The sequence below is a fragment of the Actinokineospora sp. genome, assembly GCF_050699995.1.
GTDB lineage: Bacteria > Actinomycetota > Actinomycetes > Mycobacteriales > Pseudonocardiaceae > Actinokineospora.
Map to the genome: position 1 here is coordinate 1 of NZ_JBOHGC010000092.1, position 16,961 is coordinate 16,961.

At 70.6% G+C, this 16,961-nt stretch carries 18 protein-coding genes and 2 pseudogenes; 13 read left to right on the forward strand and 7 right to left on the reverse strand.

Translation table 11 applies throughout. The annotated features are described in order from the left end of the window. On the reverse strand, positions 1 to 918 hold a 918-nt coding region (locus tag ACRDSQ_RS05440; RefSeq protein ID WP_431419335.1), incomplete at its 3' end, for a glycosyltransferase family 4 protein. Beyond that, on the reverse strand, positions 915 to 1,313 hold the full coding sequence (locus ACRDSQ_RS05445) for a 6-pyruvoyl trahydropterin synthase family protein (protein ID WP_431419364.1): 399 nt from the start codon (positions 1,311 to 1,313) through the stop codon (positions 915 to 917). The genes ACRDSQ_RS05440 and ACRDSQ_RS05445, both read right to left, overlap by 4 nt. Positions 1,314 to 1,399: 86 nt before the next feature. Between ACRDSQ_RS05445 and ribA the strand changes: the two genes are divergently transcribed. From ribA to ACRDSQ_RS05470, 5 genes and pseudogenes are all read left to right on the forward strand, one after another. Next, positions 1,400 to 2,038 carry a GTP cyclohydrolase II gene (gene ribA, locus ACRDSQ_RS05450; protein WP_431419336.1) on the forward strand — a complete coding sequence of 213 codons (639 nt, stop codon included), beginning with the start codon at positions 1,400 to 1,402 and terminating at the stop codon, positions 2,036 to 2,038. Positions 2,039 to 2,072: 34 nt separating this feature from the next. Continuing rightward, on the forward strand, positions 2,073 to 2,438 hold the full coding sequence (locus ACRDSQ_RS05455) for an RNA-binding S4 domain-containing protein (RefSeq protein WP_431419338.1): 366 nt from the start codon (positions 2,073 to 2,075) through the stop codon (positions 2,436 to 2,438). Positions 2,439 to 2,478: 40 nt separating this feature from the next. Next, positions 2,479 to 2,937: pseudogene (locus tag ACRDSQ_RS05460) on the forward strand (glycosyltransferase); the annotation flags it as partial. A gap of 1,114 nt (positions 2,938 to 4,051) precedes the next feature. Beyond that, positions 4,052 to 4,966 carry a hypothetical protein gene (locus tag ACRDSQ_RS05465; protein WP_431419340.1) on the forward strand — a complete coding sequence of 305 codons (915 nt, stop codon included), beginning with the start codon at positions 4,052 to 4,054 and terminating at the stop codon, positions 4,964 to 4,966. 59 nt (positions 4,967 to 5,025) lie between these two features. Continuing rightward, on the forward strand, positions 5,026 to 5,208 hold the full coding sequence (locus ACRDSQ_RS05470) for a PspC domain-containing protein (protein WP_431419342.1): 183 nt from the start codon (positions 5,026 to 5,028) through the stop codon (positions 5,206 to 5,208). Here ACRDSQ_RS05470 and ACRDSQ_RS05475 read toward each other — a convergent pair. Together ACRDSQ_RS05475 and ACRDSQ_RS05480 are read right to left on the reverse strand one after the other, a co-directional pair. Beyond that, positions 5,172 to 6,371, reverse strand: coding sequence for a hypothetical protein (locus tag ACRDSQ_RS05475; RefSeq protein WP_431419343.1), 1,200 nt, complete (start codon positions 6,369 to 6,371; stop codon positions 5,172 to 5,174). The two genes, ACRDSQ_RS05470 and ACRDSQ_RS05475, sit on opposite strands and share 37 nt — an antisense overlap. 39 nt (positions 6,372 to 6,410) lie before the next feature. Continuing rightward, positions 6,411 to 7,196, reverse strand: coding sequence for a DUF4344 domain-containing metallopeptidase (locus ACRDSQ_RS05480; RefSeq protein WP_431419345.1), 786 nt, complete (start codon positions 7,194 to 7,196; stop codon positions 6,411 to 6,413). 196 nt (positions 7,197 to 7,392) lie between these two features. Between ACRDSQ_RS05480 and ACRDSQ_RS05485 the strand changes: the two genes are divergently transcribed. Next, entirely contained in the window at positions 7,393 to 8,493 is a 1,101-nt protein-coding gene (locus ACRDSQ_RS05485; RefSeq protein ID WP_431419347.1) for an MFS transporter, read from the forward strand. An 85-nt stretch (positions 8,494 to 8,578) separates the two neighbouring features. Here the strand turns inward: ACRDSQ_RS05485 and ACRDSQ_RS05490 are convergent. Both ACRDSQ_RS05490 and ACRDSQ_RS05495 read right to left on the reverse strand, forming a co-directional pair. After that, positions 8,579 to 8,671: pseudogene (locus tag ACRDSQ_RS05490) on the reverse strand (SRPBCC family protein); the annotation flags it as partial. Positions 8,672 to 8,795: 124 nt separating this feature from the next. Further along, positions 8,796 to 9,380 (reverse strand): TetR/AcrR family transcriptional regulator, encoded by a 585-nt coding sequence (locus ACRDSQ_RS05495; protein WP_431419349.1) that lies wholly within the window; start codon positions 9,378 to 9,380, stop codon positions 8,796 to 8,798. An 86-nt stretch (positions 9,381 to 9,466) separates the two neighbouring features. Between ACRDSQ_RS05495 and ACRDSQ_RS05500 the strand changes: the two genes are divergently transcribed. Continuing rightward, entirely contained in the window at positions 9,467 to 10,558 is a 1,092-nt protein-coding gene (locus ACRDSQ_RS05500) for a cytochrome P450 (protein WP_431419351.1), read from the forward strand. A 4-nt stretch (positions 10,559 to 10,562) separates the two neighbouring features. Continuing rightward, complete coding sequence (locus ACRDSQ_RS05505) at positions 10,563 to 11,168, forward strand: class I SAM-dependent methyltransferase (protein WP_431419353.1); 606 nt, start codon at positions 10,563 to 10,565, stop codon at positions 11,166 to 11,168. Between the two features lie 9 nt (positions 11,169 to 11,177). On the opposite strand, the gene ACRDSQ_RS05510 is transcribed toward ACRDSQ_RS05505, so the two are convergent. Then, entirely contained in the window at positions 11,178 to 11,834 is a 657-nt protein-coding gene (locus tag ACRDSQ_RS05510; RefSeq protein ID WP_431419355.1) for an ArsR/SmtB family transcription factor, read from the reverse strand. A 52-nt stretch (positions 11,835 to 11,886) separates the two neighbouring features. On the opposite strand from ACRDSQ_RS05510, the gene ACRDSQ_RS05515 reads away from it, so the two are divergent. From ACRDSQ_RS05515 to ACRDSQ_RS05535, 5 genes are all read left to right on the forward strand, one after another. After that, positions 11,887 to 13,239 (forward strand): MBL fold metallo-hydrolase, encoded by a 1,353-nt coding sequence (locus ACRDSQ_RS05515; RefSeq protein ID WP_431419356.1) that lies wholly within the window; start codon positions 11,887 to 11,889, stop codon positions 13,237 to 13,239. Positions 13,240 to 13,318: 79 nt separating this feature from the next. Continuing rightward, positions 13,319 to 14,575, forward strand: coding sequence for an MFS transporter (locus tag ACRDSQ_RS05520; protein WP_431419357.1), 1,257 nt, complete (start codon positions 13,319 to 13,321; stop codon positions 14,573 to 14,575). Positions 14,576 to 14,591: 16 nt separating this feature from the next. Continuing rightward, positions 14,592 to 14,912 (forward strand): Cd(II)/Pb(II)-sensing metalloregulatory transcriptional regulator CmtR, encoded by a 321-nt coding sequence (gene cmtR / locus ACRDSQ_RS05525; RefSeq protein ID WP_431419359.1) that lies wholly within the window; start codon positions 14,592 to 14,594, stop codon positions 14,910 to 14,912. Continuing rightward, positions 14,909 to 15,541, forward strand: coding sequence for a cation transporter (locus tag ACRDSQ_RS05530; RefSeq protein ID WP_431419361.1), 633 nt, complete (start codon positions 14,909 to 14,911; stop codon positions 15,539 to 15,541). The genes cmtR and ACRDSQ_RS05530 overlap by 4 nt, the downstream gene beginning before the upstream one ends. Positions 15,542 to 15,646: 105 nt before the next feature. After that, positions 15,647 to 16,961, forward strand: a 1,315-nt coding sequence (locus ACRDSQ_RS05535; protein WP_431419363.1) for an NAD(P)-binding domain-containing protein, incomplete at its 3' end; no start/stop codon positions are given.

Below are 16,961 nucleotides of genomic sequence, written 5' to 3' on the forward strand. Positions count from 1 at the left end.
GGCGTCGCCTGGGGGCGCCAACAGCCCGGGAATGCCGCCGTCCGGGGCCTGGCCGAGGGTCTCGGGGACACCGCTCACCGCGGTCGCCAGCACCGGGACCCCGCGGGCCAAGGCCTCGGCCACAACCATGCCGTAGGTCTCCGCTCGCGACGGCAGCACCAGCAGGTCAGCCGACGCATACGCGTCGCTCAGGGATTCGCCGGTGCGCGGGCCGTCGAACGACACCCGGTCGCCGAGGCGGTGTCGCTCGATCAGGAGGCGCAGCTCCTCGACGTAGCCGGGGTCGCCCAGCGGGCCGACGCATTCGCAAGTCCACGGTAGCTCGGCGACGTCGGCGAGGGCTTCGATGAGCAGGTCGTGACCCTTGCGCGGGGTCACGGAGGCGACGCAGAGCAGTCGGGTCCCGGCGTCGGTGCCGGACGCCGTCGGCGCGGGATCGGTCCCCGGGGTGACGGTGTGCACCCGGTCGGCGGCCGGTCCGTGCCGCTCGACCAGCAGCCGCGTCGCCCACGGGCTGGTGGTCACGACCGCGTCGGCCGCGCGCAGGGTCTGCACCTCGGCGGCGTCGAGCGCCGACGCGAGCGCCGGGGGAAGTCCGGTCTCGTCCGCCAGCGGCAGGTGCACCAGGACCGCCAGCCGCAGCCGACCGGCGTGGGGCACGACGACCTCGGGGACGCCGCACGCCACCAGCCCGTCGAGCAGCACGACCGACCCGTCGGGGATCGCGGCGAGCGCGCCTGCCAGGTCCGCACGGGCAGCCGTGTCCGGGCGCGGCCAGGCGCCGGGGACGGCGACCTCGTGGACCGCCACCCCCGACTCGACCAGGCCACGGCACACGCGGCGGTCGTAGACGTTGCCGCCGCTGGGTGTCGCCGGATCGTCGACGCCACCGGGCAGGACGACGTGGACAGCGTTCACAGGAACCGTTCGTAGCTCGCCCAGGCGACGTGCGACTCGTGGAGCGTGACCTCGATCCCGGCGAGCCCGCGCGCGCCCTCGCCCAGCGCGCCCGCGCGCACCCGCTTGGCGAGCCGGTCGGCGATGACCTTGGCCAGGAACTCCGTCGAGGTGTTGATCCCGGCGAACGCGGGTTCGTCGTCGAGGTTGCGGTAGTTGAGGTCGGCGAGCACCTTGCCGAGTTCCTCGGTCGCCAGGCCGATGTCGACCACGATGTTGTCCGAATCGAGTTCGGCGCGGGTGAACCTCGCGTCCACCACGAACGTAGCTCCATGCAGGCGCTGCGCCGGGCCGAAAACCTCGCCGCGGAAGCTGTGGGCGATCATCACGTGATCACGAACAGTGATGCTGAACAGGGTGACCTCCACAAGTGCACCGGATACCGTACGACCTTCGACCGAGCGTAATGACCGTCCGGCCGGAGCCTGCTGAAGGGACCGCTGTGGACGAGGCAATCAGTCGCGAGGACATCGCGGAGTCCGACCTCATGACCCGCCACGGCAAGTTCCGCGCCGTCGCCTTCCGGGACGGCCACGAACACATGGCCCTGGTCTACGGGACGGCGGCGCCGCGGGAGAACGTGCTCGTCCGGGTCCACTCCGAATGCATGACCGGCGACATCTTCGGCGCCACGCGCTGCGATTGCGGCGACCAACTCGACGCGGCCCTCGACCGCATCGTCAGCGAGGGCAGCGGGGTGTTCGTCTACCTGCGCGGGCACGAGGGCCGCGGGATCGGCCTGCTCGCGAAGGTGCGCACGCACGTCCTGCAGGACGAGCAGGGGCTCGACACCCTGGACTCGGCCACGACGCTCGGGTTCCCGATCGACACCAGGGACTACACCCCGGCCACGAGGATCCTCAAACACCTGCGGGTCCGCTCGGTCCGGCTGATGTCCAACAACCCCGACAAGATCCACGCCCTGGAGGCGAACGGCATCGCGGTCGTGGAACGGGTGCCGCTCCTCGCCCCCGCTACCGACCACAACGTCGGCTACCTGACCGCGAAACGCGACCGGCTCGGCCACGACCTGCCGCAGGTGGACACCTTCGCGAGCGAGTACTCGTTCAACCGGTCCTGACCGGAGCCAGGCCGGTAGGCCATCATGGACGGCTGTGGAGAGCACTCGCGTGGACCGCTGGCTGTGGGCGGTCCGGCTGACCAAGACCCGGCCGGACGCCGCCGCGGCCTGCCGGGGCGGGCACGTGCGGATCAACGACCGGCCGGCCAAGCCCGCGACGACCGTGGTCGCGGGCGATGAGGTGCGCGTGCGGGTCGGCGGGGTCACGCGGGTGGTGGAGGTCGTGCGCGCCATCCAGAAGCGGGTCGGCGCGACCGACGCGGCGACCTGCCTGATCGACCGCACCCCCGCCCCGACCCCCGAAGCCGCCATCTCCGTCGCCCGGCGGGACCGGGGTGCGGGCCGCCCGACGAAACGAGAGCGCCGGGTGCTCGACCGCCTGCGCGGGAGCGAACCCTGACCCTGGTCGTGTGCGCGACGTCGTGTGTAGGTTCGCCCACATGCGCGTGCTGTTCGCCAGTCTGGCGTCGGTCGGTCACACCTATCCCCTGATCCCCCTCGCGATCGCCGCGCGGGAGGCCGGGCACGAGGTGCACTTCGCCGCCGGCGAGGAGGTGCACGCGCCGTTGGCCGCGCAGGGGCTGCGGCCGTTTCGGCCCGCGGATTCGAGATGTACGCCGAGGACCTCGAGCCGGCGCGGTTGCGGCCCGACCTGGTGATCCACGAGTGGGCAGGACAAGGACTTCCTCGCCACCGCGGACCGGATCGAGCTGCGACCCGTCCCGTTCTCCACGCCGGCACCGGCGGTGTGGGACCACAGTTCCAACTCGCTGATCTACCTGACGCTCGGCACCGCGTTCGGCACCGCCGAGTTGCTCACCACGGCCATCAAGGGTCTGGCGACGCTGGGCGGGCAGGTGGTGGTCGCCGCCGGTCGGGTGCGGGTGGCGGACCTCGGCGGCGCGGGTCGTCGCCGAGGAAATCGCCCGGATGCCCACCCCAGCCGAGGTCGTTCGCCTACTGCCGAACTACGCGAACGGCGGCTGAGCGAAAGCTCGACCCACGAAACTCGCCCTCACATGACAGCCAAGTCACGACGCGTCGAATCGCTGGATTGGGGCGCGCCGACGGTGGAGGCTGTGCCGGTGCGCTCGCTTGTTCGCCCCGGTCTGGCCGTGGCGCTGATGACGGTGGCCTTCGCGGTCACCACGGCGGTCCCTCCCGCCACCGGGACCCTGGTCCGGCAAGGGGTGACCGTCTCGGTGGAGGCCGGGGTGCGCGCGCCGCCCGCCGCCATGCCGGTGCTCGAGGTGGACCTCGCAGGCGCCGTGGCCGCCGGGGTCGCGGCGGCGGACAGCCGGATGAAACTCGGGTTGGCGGTCATCGACCTGACCACCGGCCGCATGGCGAGCAGTGGCGGCGACCGGCCGTTCTACTCGGCGTCGATCGCCAAGCTGATCGTCGCCGTCGACGTGCTGTCCAAGGACGTGTCACCCGCCGACCGCGAGCGGGTGCGGCGAGCCCTGTCGACCAGCGACGACGAAGCGATGAATGCCCTCTGGGGCCTGCACGACGGGGTAGGCGCCGTGCGGCGGGTGTCAGGGCTCGCGGGGATGACCAAGACCTCAGCCCCGCGTGACCCGGCCGAATGGGGCGAGACCATGGTGACCGCCGACGACATCGCGCGATTACAGGCCCACATCCAGTCCTCCCCCGCCCGCGACCCCATCGTCGCCGCGCTCTCCGCCGCACCCGCGCGCGCCGCCGACGGGTTCGACCAGGCCTTCGGGCTGCACGCGCCCGGCGTCGACGCGTACTCGAAGCAGGGCTGGATGTCGTACCGGCCCGGCCTGGCGTACCTGCACAGCGCGGGTGTCCTCCACGGCCGGTACGCGGTCGCGTTGCTCTCCGTCCAGCAGGGTAGGCCCATGGCAGCCGCCAAGGAGCGGGTCGACGCCGTCACCAGAGCGTTGGCGGGTGCGTTGCCGCGGTGATGGGGTCCGATGGCCCGTCGTTTTTCCCCGTCCGCCCGGCCCATGATGGGTGGCGGTCCCCGACGGTGAGGAGGCGGTCATGAAGGTCCTGCGACGTAACCTATCCAGCCTGCCCGTGGCGGCGGCGCTGATCCTGGCGGCGGTTGTCCCCGCCGCGGCGGCGCCCGCCAGTGCGGTCATCGTGCTGCCCGGCGCGCGGTCGGCGGAGGGTGTGGCCACGGGACGCGGGTCGACGTTCTTCGCGGGTGACCTGTTCGCGGGCGACATCTACCGGGGCGACTACCAGCGCGGAACCGCCGAGCTGTTCCGGGACGTGCCCGCGGGCCGGATGGCGCTGGGCGTCAAATACGACAAGCGCACCGACCTGCTGTTCGTGGCGGGCGGATTCAACGGCCAAGCCCACCTCTACGACGGCACCACGGGAGCCGACGTCGCCACGTACCAACTCGGCGGCGCGGTCAACGACGTCGTCGTCGTCGTCCGGGGCGGGGCGTGGTTCACCGACTCGTTCCAGCCGCACCTGTACTTCGTCCCGGTCAGCCCGACCGGTGAGCCCGGCCCGGCCCAGACCCTGGTGCTGACCGGCCCGGCGGGCGAGATCACCGGCGACTTCAACCTCAACGGCATCGAGGCGACGCCCAACGGCGACACCCTCCTGGTCGCCCACACGGCCAACGCGGCGATCTACACGGTGGACCCGGAGACCGGGGCCGGCGCGGTGGTGGCTGGCGTCGACGTGCCGAACGCCGACGGCATCGTGCTCAACGGCCGCGACCTGTGGGTGGTGCAGAACTTCCAGAACCAGGTCACCCGGTGGCGTCTGAGCCCGGACCTGAGCAGCGGAACCCTGGTCAAGACGATCACCAGCCCGCTGTTCCAGATCCCGACGACTGCCGCCTTGCACGGCAACACGCTCGCGGTCGTGAACGCCAAGTTCGACACGGGCCTGCCGCCCACGGCTTCCCAGTACGAGGTGATCCTGGTCGACCGCTGACGGGACATGCGGGACATCCCGCGCTGGGCGACACTGGGAGTCCAGCCGAGAGGAGCGTCATGGCGGTCGAGTTGGTCAGGTCCCGCAGGAATCGGATGATCGCCGGGGTGTGCGGTGGGATCGCGGAGAAAGTCGGCCGCAAGCCGAGCACGATCCGGTGGCTGTTCGTGCTGTCCTGCATCCTTCCCGGACCGCAGTTCCTGATCTACATCGTGCTCTGGGTGGTGCTGCCCGAAGGCTGACCGACCCACCGGCCGAGGTAGAGGTGCCGGGCGGACAGGTTCACCGCCATGTGCTCGATCAGCGGGTCGAAGAAGCTCTGCCGGATCCGCGCGTCGGTGGCCGTGGACGTGGCGAAGTACAGGCCGGAGAACGCGGCCAGGAAGATCGACACCTGCAGCAGCTCGTTGGGGAATGGCAGGTAGATGCCGTAGATGGTGCCGCTGGTCAGGTCGTGCGTGCTCCACGCCTTCATCACCTCGTGGCGCACGGCGAGGGTCCCGAAGGTCACGAAGATCGCGAACATCAGCAGGCCGAAGGCCACCGCCTGGATCAGCTGGGCCAGCAGCAACACGAGCACCATGTTCAGCCGCTCCACCCGCCGCAGTGGGTGGACGCCCGCGGGGTGGTCGTCCAGGAAGTCCTCGAACGGGCTGCCCCGCAGCTTCGCCGGATCGGCGCCGCGGGGCCGTGAGGTGATCAGGTCGTGGAGTTCGTCGGAGAGCACCGCGACCATGAACAGCATCGCCAACACGGCGAAGAAGCCGACGACCCGCCAGATCTGGCTGCCGCGCAACGCCGTGATGCCCTGCCAGACCTCGGCGGTAAGGAAGCCGAACGTGGTGAACAGCAACAACAAGGGCAGCGCGCGGCTGGTCAGGGTCCCGAGTTTGCGCAGTTGGCGCACCGCCATCCGCGTCGCCCAGGCGAACACCGAGCCCACGCCAAGGGCGACCAGCACGATCGCCGCCACGACCATGAGCACACCTTGGACCAGATTGAACAGCAAGGACGTCGCGTCGATCAGGTAGCCGATGAGGGGAAGCGCCACCAGGTAGAGGGCGATGGCGACGACCGCCGTCACCCGGCCGCGTGACGCGCCGGCGGCGGTGGCCCGCCGGACCCACATCATCGCCAGCCAGGCGCTCAGCGGCGGCAGGACGAGCAGCCCCAGCAGCAGCGCGTAGTACCCCACTTCATAGGCGGGGTTCTCCATGAGCACCTCCCACTCCTCCTGGGTGGCGCCGTCGACCAGGAAGAGCACGTCGGTGAGCAACTCGGCCGTGCCGAGGTAGGCCAGGGCGGGCAGGATCCGGACGAGCAGCTGGGTCGGCCTGCCGCGCACCACCGCGGGCAGCCCGCGCCGCCGGAACCACTGCTCGGCCGCGTGTCGCTGAAGCTCCATCACATGCTCCGTCCGATTGGGACATCCACAGTGGACGAACTACTTGATGTGCGGCGCCAGCAGGGATTCCCAGCCGCCGACAAGCTTGGTGTACTCGTCACCGCAGGACTCGGCCCGCTCGGCGGGCAGCGAGCCGTCGGCCACCAACTGCTCGAACCGCTTGTCGTCGGAGCCGTAGAGGTAGCACAGGAAGTTGACCGACCGCTGCGGGTCGAGCGAGTGCGTGTCGTAGAACGGCAGCTGATCGAGGTTGGTGACCTCCTCGGCGCTGATCTGGTAGGACTTCGCGACCGTGAGCAGGATGTCCTTGAATTCGTCCGCGCTGGTGAGGACGTAGGCGGCGAGCTGGTCGGCGACGTCCTCCTCCCGGCCGGTGATCTTGAGGTCGAGTTCGCCGATCAGCGCGTGGCCGGCTTCGTGGTAGAGCGTGCCGACCGCGCTGTTGTAGACCTCGCCATCGAGGGCTTCGCCCGACGTGCCGTCCTTGGCGAACAGGAGGCGTTCGGCGGCGGAAAGCTCGTAGCAGTAGTGGATCGCGTGCTCATCGGGAAGGTAGAAGGCGTTGGCCTCGCCGCATTCCTTCGCCACCACCCGGATGTCACCGGGGATGCGCACATACTCGGTCATGGAGTCGGCGAAGTCCTCCAGGACGCGGTTGTCCCGCAGCAGCTTCTCCTCGGCCCGGTTGGCGTCGGTCGTGGCGGGCTCGTAGGAGGCGACGAAGCGGCCGGACGCGGCGGCGGGAGGCGTTCCACCGTCGGTGCCTGAACATCCCGTCACCAGAGCCAATGCCAGCACCGCGGCACACCACCCGAACCTCATCATGGCGCGCAGGCTAAGCACGGCTGGTCGACCGGCTTCGGCACCACACCAGCGACTCACCCGTGCGGGGCGCGGGTGTCACCCGATCGGGGCTCCACGAGCTCACCGGGAAGCCACTGTGGACCGAAGCCTTGCCATCGCCGCGCCGATAACCGAATATGAATCCAAGTCACGTTTTGTCGTGGCGCCGGAGGTAGCGATGTCAGTGCGGTCCGATAGTCGTCGTCAGGTCTCCGGCCGGCTCGTCGTGGCCGCGTATGGGCTGGTCAGCGCGGTGCTGCAGCTGGTGTGGCTGACCTACGCGCCGATCACCACGGCGGCCGCGAGCCACTACGGCGTGTCCGAGGGCGCGATCGGCTGGCTCGCGAACGTGTTCCCGCTGCTCTACGTCGTGCTCGCCCTGCCCGCGGGCATCGTCCTCGACCGCTGGTTCCGCCCGACGCTCGGCGCGGGCGCGGCGCTGGTGGCCGTGGGCGCCGGACTGCGCCTGTTCGACGACTACGCCTTCGTCCTCGCCGGGCACCTCGTGGTCGCGGTCGCCCAGCCCCTGGTGCTCAACGCGATCAGCAAACTCGCCGACGGCTACCTCCCCGACCGACAGCGCCCCGCGGGCATCGCGGCCGCGGCCGCGGCGAACCTGGTGGGCATGCTGGCCGCCCTGGTCCTCGGCGCCGCCATGGGAGCCGACGGCCTGCGTTCGCTACTCCTGATCGACTTCGGCGCGGCGCTGGTGGCGGGCGCGGCACTCTGGTTCGGCCTGCGTGGCCGGGCGCCCCAAGAGATCGACACCCCGGCGAGGGTCTCGGCAGGCGCCCTGCGAGCGCTGTTCGCCGACCGGAGAACGCGTTCACTGGGCGGCTTGGTGTTCGTCGGGTTCGGCGTGTTCATCGCGCTCACCACGTGGCTGGAGCCGTTGCTGAAACCCGCGGGCGTCTCGACGGCGACCGCTGGGACTCTGCTGGCCGTCCTCGTGCTCTCCGGCATCGTCGGCTCCGCGGTGCTTCCGGCGCCGGTGGTGCACCGGGGGTTGGAACGACCGGTGTTGGGCGCGACTCTGCTGATCACGGCTCTCGGGTGCGCGGCACTGGCGATCGCGCCTGGAGCCCTGGTGGCGACCGTGGTGGTGATCGTGGTCGGGTACCCGCTGCTGGCCGCTTTGCCGATCGTGCTGGACACGACTGAGCGGGTTGTCGGGGCCGCGGGCGGGAGCACCGGGGCGGCGTTCATCTACCTGCTCGGGAACGCGGGCGGGTTGGTTATCGCGGTGGGTGTGGAACAGCTGCTTGACCGGCCGGGGTGATCGTTTTCGCTGCTCGCCGTCGTCGTCGTGATCGGGTTCGCTTCGCTTCCTGGACTCCGCGAGCAGCCCTGCACACGGCCGGGGTGATGAAGCGCGGGAAGGTCTCGAACTGAGTCCACTGGTTGAAGGCGTCGGTCACCGGAACTGCGACCTCCACGCTCTCGGTGATCGTGCTCAACGAGATCACTCCTTCCTTGGTGGGTCCGGAACCCTCGACATACCCGGGGAAGCAGTGGTCTACACAGTCATCCGTGGTGCCGGAGGCCACGCATGGCGTGATCGCCGAACCCCGCGTGAAGGCTTCAGGACTCCCGCGCAGCCGGACCAGCGGCTTGCAGGACGCCGTGAACGACGAGGCCGATCCGGTCCGCGGCGTCGTCAGGGTCCGGGCTTCCCTCGTCCAACCACGCGATGACCGCCTCGATCGTGACCGTGTGCAGCATCCGCGCCGCCCACTTCGCCCACGCGGGGTTCGGGATGAGGTCGGCGATGTGCCGCAGCGCGGTGCGCACGCCGTCCTCGACGATGGTGTCGACGAGGTCGCGGAACTCCGGTTCGCGGGCGGCGTGGTGGAACAGCAGTCGGAATCCATCCGGGTCGGCGGTGGCCGCGCGCAGGAGCGCGGGGATGCTCCGCTCGTCGTAGTCGTCGTCTCCGGCGCTGTCCTTCAACCGTGTGCAGGCGCGTTCCAGCACGGCGCGGTACATGTCGGTCTTCGAGTCGAAGTGCCGGTAGAGAAGCACGCGGGTGATGCCCGCCTCCGCCGCCACGTCGTCGAGGTTGGTCGCGCTGAATCCCGCTCGGGCGAACGCCCGGGTGGCCGCGTCGAGGATCTGTTCCCGGCGCTCGACCCGGGGCATCCGGCGGGTCTCGGGCGCTGCCGACATCGCAACCTCCTCTTGTTTACACGGGAGTCTACATATAGCGTTGTTTACAGCACCATATACAAAATCCTGTAAACGATCGGAGCGCCATGCCGAAGCGGATCCAGACCCCCACCGGGGACAACGCCTGGCAGGTCACCGGCCATGCCGAGGTCCGAGCCCTGTTGGCCGACACCAGACTCGGGCGATCCCATCCCGACCCGGCGAACGCCGCCCGCTCCAGCGAGTCCGCCCTGTTCGGCGGCCCGCTCGGCGACTTCGACACCGAGCCCGCCGACCACGCCCGAATGCGCGCCCTGCTGCAGCCACACTTCTCCGCCAGGCGGATGGCGGCCCTGGGCGACCGAGTCGACGCGCTCACCGCCGAACTGCTCGACGGCCTGGCGGGACAGTCTCAGCCCGCGGACTTGGTCCAACTGCTCGCGGTGCCGCTCCCTGTCCTGGTCATCTGCGAACTGCTGGGCGTCCCGTACGCGGATCGCGACCAGTTCCGCGCGTGGAGCCTGGCCGCGGCCGACACCACGGACCGGGCCAGGTCCGAACAGGGACTCGCCGATCTTTACGACTACGGGACCCGGCTCGTCGCACTCAAACGCGGCGAGCCTGGGGACGACGTGATCTCCCGGCTCCTGGCGGTCGATGGCGTCACCGACCCGGAGATCGCCGGCCTGGCGATGTCACTGCTGTTCGCCGGACACGAGACCACCGTCGTGCAGATCGGGTTCGGCGCCTTGCTGCTGCTGACCAATCCCGACCAGCGGCAAGCCATGGCGGAGAACCCGGACCTGATCCCGAACGCCGTCGAGGAAATGCTGCGGGCGCCCGACAAGTCCGTGACCGGCATCCCCCGGTATGCCCGCGAGGACCTCGAGATCGACGGAACCCTTGTGCGGGCGGGGGATCTGGTCCTGCTCGACATCGGCGCGGCCAACCACGACCCCGCCGTCTTCCCCGACCCCGAGCGGTTCGACATCACCCGCCGCACGGCCGCCCACGTCTCGTTCGGCCACGGCGGCCACTACTGCGTCGGCGCGCCACTGGCCCGACTGGAACTGCGCTCCGTCTTCAGCGGCCTGGTCACCCGCTTCCCGACGATGCGGCCGGCGATCCCCTTGGCGGACTTGCGAATCCGCCAGGACGTGCTGACCGGCGGCCTGGTCGAACTCCCAGTAGCGTGGTGACACCATGACCGACCACCACCGCCAGTGGGACCGCTACGCCGAGCGCTACGACCGCGACATCGGCTTTTTCGAGCGCGTCCAATTCAAGGGCGGCCGGGAGTGGGTGTGCGCGCAGGCCTCCGGCGAGGTGCTGGAAGTGGCCGTGGGCACCGGACGGAACCTGCCGTTCTATCCGGAAGGCGTGCGGCTGACGGGTCTCGACTTCAGCGCGGCCATGCTGGACATCGCCCGCGCCCGGGTGTTGGAGACCAGCCACAAGGTCACCTTGATCCAGGGCGACGCGCAGCGTTTGCCCTTCGACGACTCGTCGTTCGACACGGTGGTCTGCACTCTGGGCCTGTGCGGCGTCCCAGATGAGCGCGGCGCCATCGCGGAGATGCACCGCGTCCTGCGGCCAGGCGGGCGACTGCTGCTCCTCGACCACATCGGCAGCCACCACAAGCCGATCCGGCTGGTCCAACGGCTGCTCGAACTGGTGACCGTGCGCATGATCGGCGACTACCAGACCCGCCGACCACTGCCCCTGGTGGAGGCAGCGGGCTTCAGGGTCGACCGACGCGAGCGCCTCAAGGCAGGCACCGTGGAACGGCTCGCGGCGACCAAGACCTGACCAGAAATTCTAGCCGACTTCCACGGGGAGGGTGGCCAGGCGCCATTCCAACATGCCGTCTGCCAACCGGACGGCTTGGCGGTTCTGCGCTTGCAGCAGGCGGACCGCTTCGTGGGCCAGCACGCAGTAGGCGCCTCGGCAGTACGCGACGATCTCCTGGTCGGCAGGCAAGCCGGCGAGCAGGTCCGCCAAGTCGTCCAGCGGGACAGACCGGGCGCCGGGGATGTGGCCCGCGGCGTACTCCTCGGCGGGCCGCACATCGATCACCGTCGCGCGGCCGGACTCGACGCGACGCAGCAGTTCGTCGCGGGTGACGGACTCGGTTTCCGGGCCCAGGTAAGCGTTCGCGGCCGCGTCGACATCGGGCAGCCGGTCGTGGGCGACGGACCGCACGAGCGCGTAGAGCGCGGCGACGTCCCCGCCCGCGAGCCGGTAATAGATCTTGGTCCCGGCGCGCCGGGTTTCGACGAGGTTGGCCTGCTTGAGCGTCTGCAGGTGCGCCGACGCCGTGGTCAGCCCCAGGTCGCCCGCGCGCGCGAGTGCGTCCACGGTCCGCTCACCCTGGGCGAGCAAATCCAGCAGTTCGAGACGCTTTCCGCTGGCCAGCGCCTTGCCCACACGGGCGAACTGGTCGAACAAGGCGGTCTTCGCGGCACGGTCACCCATGGTTCTCCAATCTTCTATGGAATAGTGTAGAACAGAGGCCGAGGAGGACGTCGTGACCGCAGTCGATGTTGTGCCGCTCGTGGACGAGGGTTTGGGCAATTCCGCTTATCTGGTCGACCTCGGGGACGACCGCGCCTTGGTGGTCGACGTCAGTCTGGACCTCCGGCAGACCGACAGGGAGGCGAGCAAGCGCGACCTCCACGTCGCCTTCGCGGCCGACACCCACCTGCACGCCGACTTCCTCTCGGGCGCGCGGCAGCTCTCCGCCGGCGAGGACGCGCGGGTGCTCGCCTCGGCCGACGGTCACCGCGAGTTCACCCACACCGGGCTGCGCGACGGGGACGAGGTCGACCTCGGCGGCCTGCGGCTGCGCGCGTTGGGCACGCCCGGCCACACCCATGAGCACCTGTCGTTCCTGCTGCTCGACGGGGACCGCCCGGTCGGCGTGTTCACCGGCGGCTCGCTGATCGTCGGCGCCGCGGCACGCACCGACCTGGTCGCGCCGGAGCGGACGGAAGAGTTGGCGCGCAAGCAGTTCAGCTCGCTGCGCAGGCTCGCCGAACTGCCCGACGACGTCGCGGTGTGGCCCACCCACGGCGCCGGGTCGTTCTGCTCCGCTCCCCCGGGCGCCGAACGCACCAGCACGATCGGCCGCGAGAAGGCGACGAACCCGTTGCTGCGCCTGAGCGACGAGGACGAGTTCGTCACCCGCCTGCTGGGGTCGCTGGGCAGCTATCCGCCGTATTTCGCCCGGCTCGGTGAGATCAACCGGCTCGGGCCGCCGATCCTGGCCCGGCCGCCGGTCCCGCCCGAATTGGACGTCGACACCGTGCGCGCCCTGCTCGACGACGGCGCGCTGATCGTGGACATACGGCCGGTGCCGGAGTTCGCCGCCGCCCATGTGCCGGGCGCGCTGTCCATTCCCGCGCGCCCGGCCTTCGCTTCCTGGCTGGGGTGGCTGGCGCCCGATGACCGGCCATTGGTGATCATGCGCGGCCCCGACCAGGACTCGGCCGATACTGCTTGGCAGGCCGCCAAAATCGGGTACACCAACCTGGCGGGCGAGTGCGTGTTCGACGCCTGGACCGCCGCCCGCCTCCCGACCACCGCCACGAGGCTGGTCAGCGCCGACGAAGTGTCGGGAAACGTTCTCGATGTGCGGCAGACCGCGGAGTTCACCGGCGGCCACCTGCCGGGCGCGACGCACATCGAACTCGGCGACCTGCCCGACCGCGCCGACGAGGTGCCCGCCGAGCCGACGGTGGTGATGTGCGGCCACGGCGAACGCGCCATGAGCGCGGCGAGTGTGCTGGAACGGGCAGGCCAACGCGACCTGGCCGTGCTGACCGGCGGCGCGAACGACTGGGCCCACGCCACTGGCCGCCGATTGGACACCGGCCCGTGACCGCGAGCGGCACGGCCACGTGTTCCACACCCCACCGCGCGGAGCGCTCGTCCACACAGGACAGACCGGAGTCAGCGGAATGAGCACCGCCCTTCGTCTCGGACTGCGGGCCAACCTCGCCCAGTTCAGCCTGCTCGTCGCGGTCAACGCGCTGGTCGGTGGCGTGCTGGGCCAGGAACGCACGGTTCTGCCGCTGCTCGCCGAACAGACCTTCCACCTCACCGGCTACACCTTCCTGCTGACCTACGTGCTCGCCTTCGGCTTGACCAAGGCCGCCACCAACTACTTCGCGGGCACCTGGTCGGACCGATTCGGCCGCAAACCGGTGCTCGTCGCGGGCTGGCTGATCGCGATTCCCGTGCCGCTGCTGCTGATCTGGGCCCCACACTGGGGCTGGGTCGTCGTCGCCAACGTGCTGCTCGGGGTCAACCAGGGGCTCACCTGGTCCACCACCGTGATCATGAAGATCGACCTGGCGGGACCGAGCAGGCGCGGCCTGGCGATGGGACTCAACGAGGCCGCCGGGTACATGGCGGTCGCCGCCACCGCCCTGGCCACGGGCTACCTGGCCGCGCGCTACGGGTTGCGGCCCGCGCCGTTCCTGCTGGGCCTGTCCTACGCCGCCCTCGGGCTCGGGCTGACCGTCCTCGCCGTCAAGGAGACCCGCGGCCACGCCCGGCTCGAAGCGACCAACCACACCGCTCGCGAGGACGGCCGCCACGACCACCTGCACGCGGACCTGACCAGCCGGGAGATCTTCGCCCACACCAGCTTCCGTGAGCCCGCTCTGTCCGCCGCCAGCCAGGCCGGGATGGTCAACAACCTCAACGACGGTCTCGCCTGGGGACTGTTCCCGATCCTGTTCGCCACCGCCGGACTGTCCCTGTCCCACATCGGCATCCTCGCCGCCGTCTACCCCGCGGTCTGGGGGCTCGGGCAGCTGATCACCGGCCCGCTGTCGGACCACTGGGGACGCAAACACCTGATCACCGCCGGGATGCTGCTGCAGGGCCTCGCCCTGGCCATGGTCGCGCTCGTCGACACGTTCGGCCTCTGGGTCACGGCCGCGGCGCTGCTCGGCGCGGGCACGGCGATGGTCTACCCGACGCTGCTCGCCACCGTCGGCGATGTCGCCCACCCGGTCTGGCGGGCACGGGCGGTCGGCGTCTACCGGCTCTGGCGCGACGGCGGATTCGCGGTCGGCGCCGTGCTCGCGGGCGTCGTAGCCGATGCCTGGGGCCTGCGCGCGGCCATCTGGGTCGTCGCGGCGATCACGGCTGTCTCGGGGCTGGTGGTGGCGGTCCGGATGTACGAGACCAGAATGGTTCAGCTGTGACTGTATAGTTGCCCGAATGCTGACCTTTGAGACCCGGGAGTCCGCGCTCGCCCGACTGGGGCGAGCCCTGGCCGACCCGACCCGCTGCCGCATCCTGCTGTCCCTACTCGACGGACCGGGCTACCCGGCGCGACTGGCCGAGGACCTCGCGCTCACCCGGTCCAACGTGTCCAACCACCTGTCGTGCCTGCGTGGCTGCGGGCTCGTCGTCGCCGCGTACGAGGGCAGGCAGGTCCGCTACGAACTCGCCGACACCCACCTGGCCCGCGCCCTGCGCGAACTCGTCGACGTCGTGCTCGCCGTCGAGCCCACACAAGACTGCGCGGACGAGTCATGAGCGAGTGCGCGTGCTGCACCGCGCCGGCGACAACCGTGGAGCGCCAACAGGTCCTGACCCGCCGGGTGCGCCTGTTGGTCGCCGCGACCATCAGCTACAACATCGTCGAGGCGATCATCGCGATCACCGCGGGGACCATCGCCTCCTCGACCGCGCTGATCGGGTTCGGCCTGGACTCGGTCATCGAGGTCGCCTCGGCCACCGCCCTGGCCTGGCAGTTCGCCGCGAAGGACCACAAGACCCGCGAACGCGCGACGCTGCGGATCATCGCGGTGTCGTTCTTCGTGCTGGCGGCCTACGTGACGGTCGAGTCGATTCGGGCGCTACTGGGCGCCGAGGCAGCCGACCACTCTCCCGTCGGCATCGCCCTGGCCGCCGCGTCGCTGGTGATCATGCCCGCCCTGTCCTACGCCCAGCGCCGTACGGGGCGTGAGCTCGGCTCCGTCACCGCCGTCGCCGACTCAAAGCAAACCCTGCTGTGCACGTACCTGTCCGCGGTCCTGCTCGTGGGGTTGGTCCTCAACAGCACGTTGGACTGGTGGTGGGCAGACCCGCTCGCAGCCCTGACCATCGCCGCTGTAGCAGCCCGAGAAGGCCTCGAAGCCTGGCGCGGAAAACACTGCTGCTGACCCAGCCTCGAAGTATCGACGAATGTCGATGGTTGCATTAATCGACAGGAGTCGATACATTCGTCCTCGTTACATCGAACAGCGTCGATGAAAGAGGTTTGGACGATGACTGACCTTCCAGTCGTGGTGGTGGGGGCCGGACCCGTTGGCCTGGCGGCGGGCGCGGAGCTCCTGGAGCGCGGCCTGACCCCGTTGGTGCTCGAACGCGGCAGCCGGGCCGGGGCCGCGGTGGCCGAGTGGAACCACGTGCGCCTGTTCTCCCGCTGGGCCGAGCTGGTCGCCCCCGCCGCCCGCAGGCTCCTGGAACCGCGCGGCTGGACGCACCCCGATGTCGACGCCTACCCGACCGGCGCCGAGTGGGCCGCGCTCTACCTCGCCCCGCTGGCCGAGGCCCTGGGCGACCACGTCCGCTTCGACGCGGAGGTCGTGGGCGTGGCCCGCCGGGGACGTGACCGGGTCGTCGACGCCGGGCGCGACAGCGAGCCGCTGACCGTGCACATCCGCACGGCCGAGGGCCGCGAGGAGCGGGTCACCGCCCAGGCACTGATCGACGCCTCCGGCACCTGGGGCACGCCGAACCCGCTGGGCGGCGACGGCCTGCCCGCCATCGGCGAGTCGGCCGCGGCCGACCGCATCAGCTACCGCGTCCCCAACCTGGACCACGAGAGCGAACGCCTGGCGGGCAAGCACATCGCCGTCGCGGGCAGCGGCCACTCCGCGCTCACCGCGCTGGTCGTCCTCGCCGGTCTCGCCGAGCGCGAACCGACCACGAAGATCACCTGGGTGCTCCGCCGGGGCGCCACCGGCACGGTGTTCGGCGGCGGCGACGCCGACCAGCTCCCCGCCCGCGGCGCGCTGGGTCTGCGGGCGAAGGCGGCGGTGGCGGCCGGACACATCTCCGTCGTCACCGGCTTCCGCGCCGAGCGGGTCGACCGCGCCGCGAACGGCAGGCTGACCCTGGTCTCCGCGACGGGCGAGACCGTCGACGCCGTCGACGAGGTCGTGGTGCTGGCGGGCTTCCGCCCGAACCTGACCTGGCTGTCGGAGGTCCGCCTCGACCTCGACCCGACGCTGCAGGCGCCGGTCGCGCTGGCCCCGCTGATCAACCCGAACGCGCACTCCTGCGGAACCGTGTACCCGCACGGCGCCAAGGAGCTCTCGCACCCGGAGCCGAACGTGTTCCTCGCGGGAATGAAGGCCTACGGCCGGGCGCCGACGTTCCTCGCGCTCACCGGCTTCGAGCAGGTCCGCTCGATCGCCGCGGAACTCGCCGGTGACCGGGAAGCCGCCGAGCGGGTGGAACTCGTGCTGCCCGAGACCGGGGTGTGCGGCGGCGCGGGCCTGTTCGACGAGGCCCCCGCGGCGGCCACCGGTGGCGGCTGCTGCGCCCCGCCCGCGGTCGAGTCGCTGACCCTCGCCG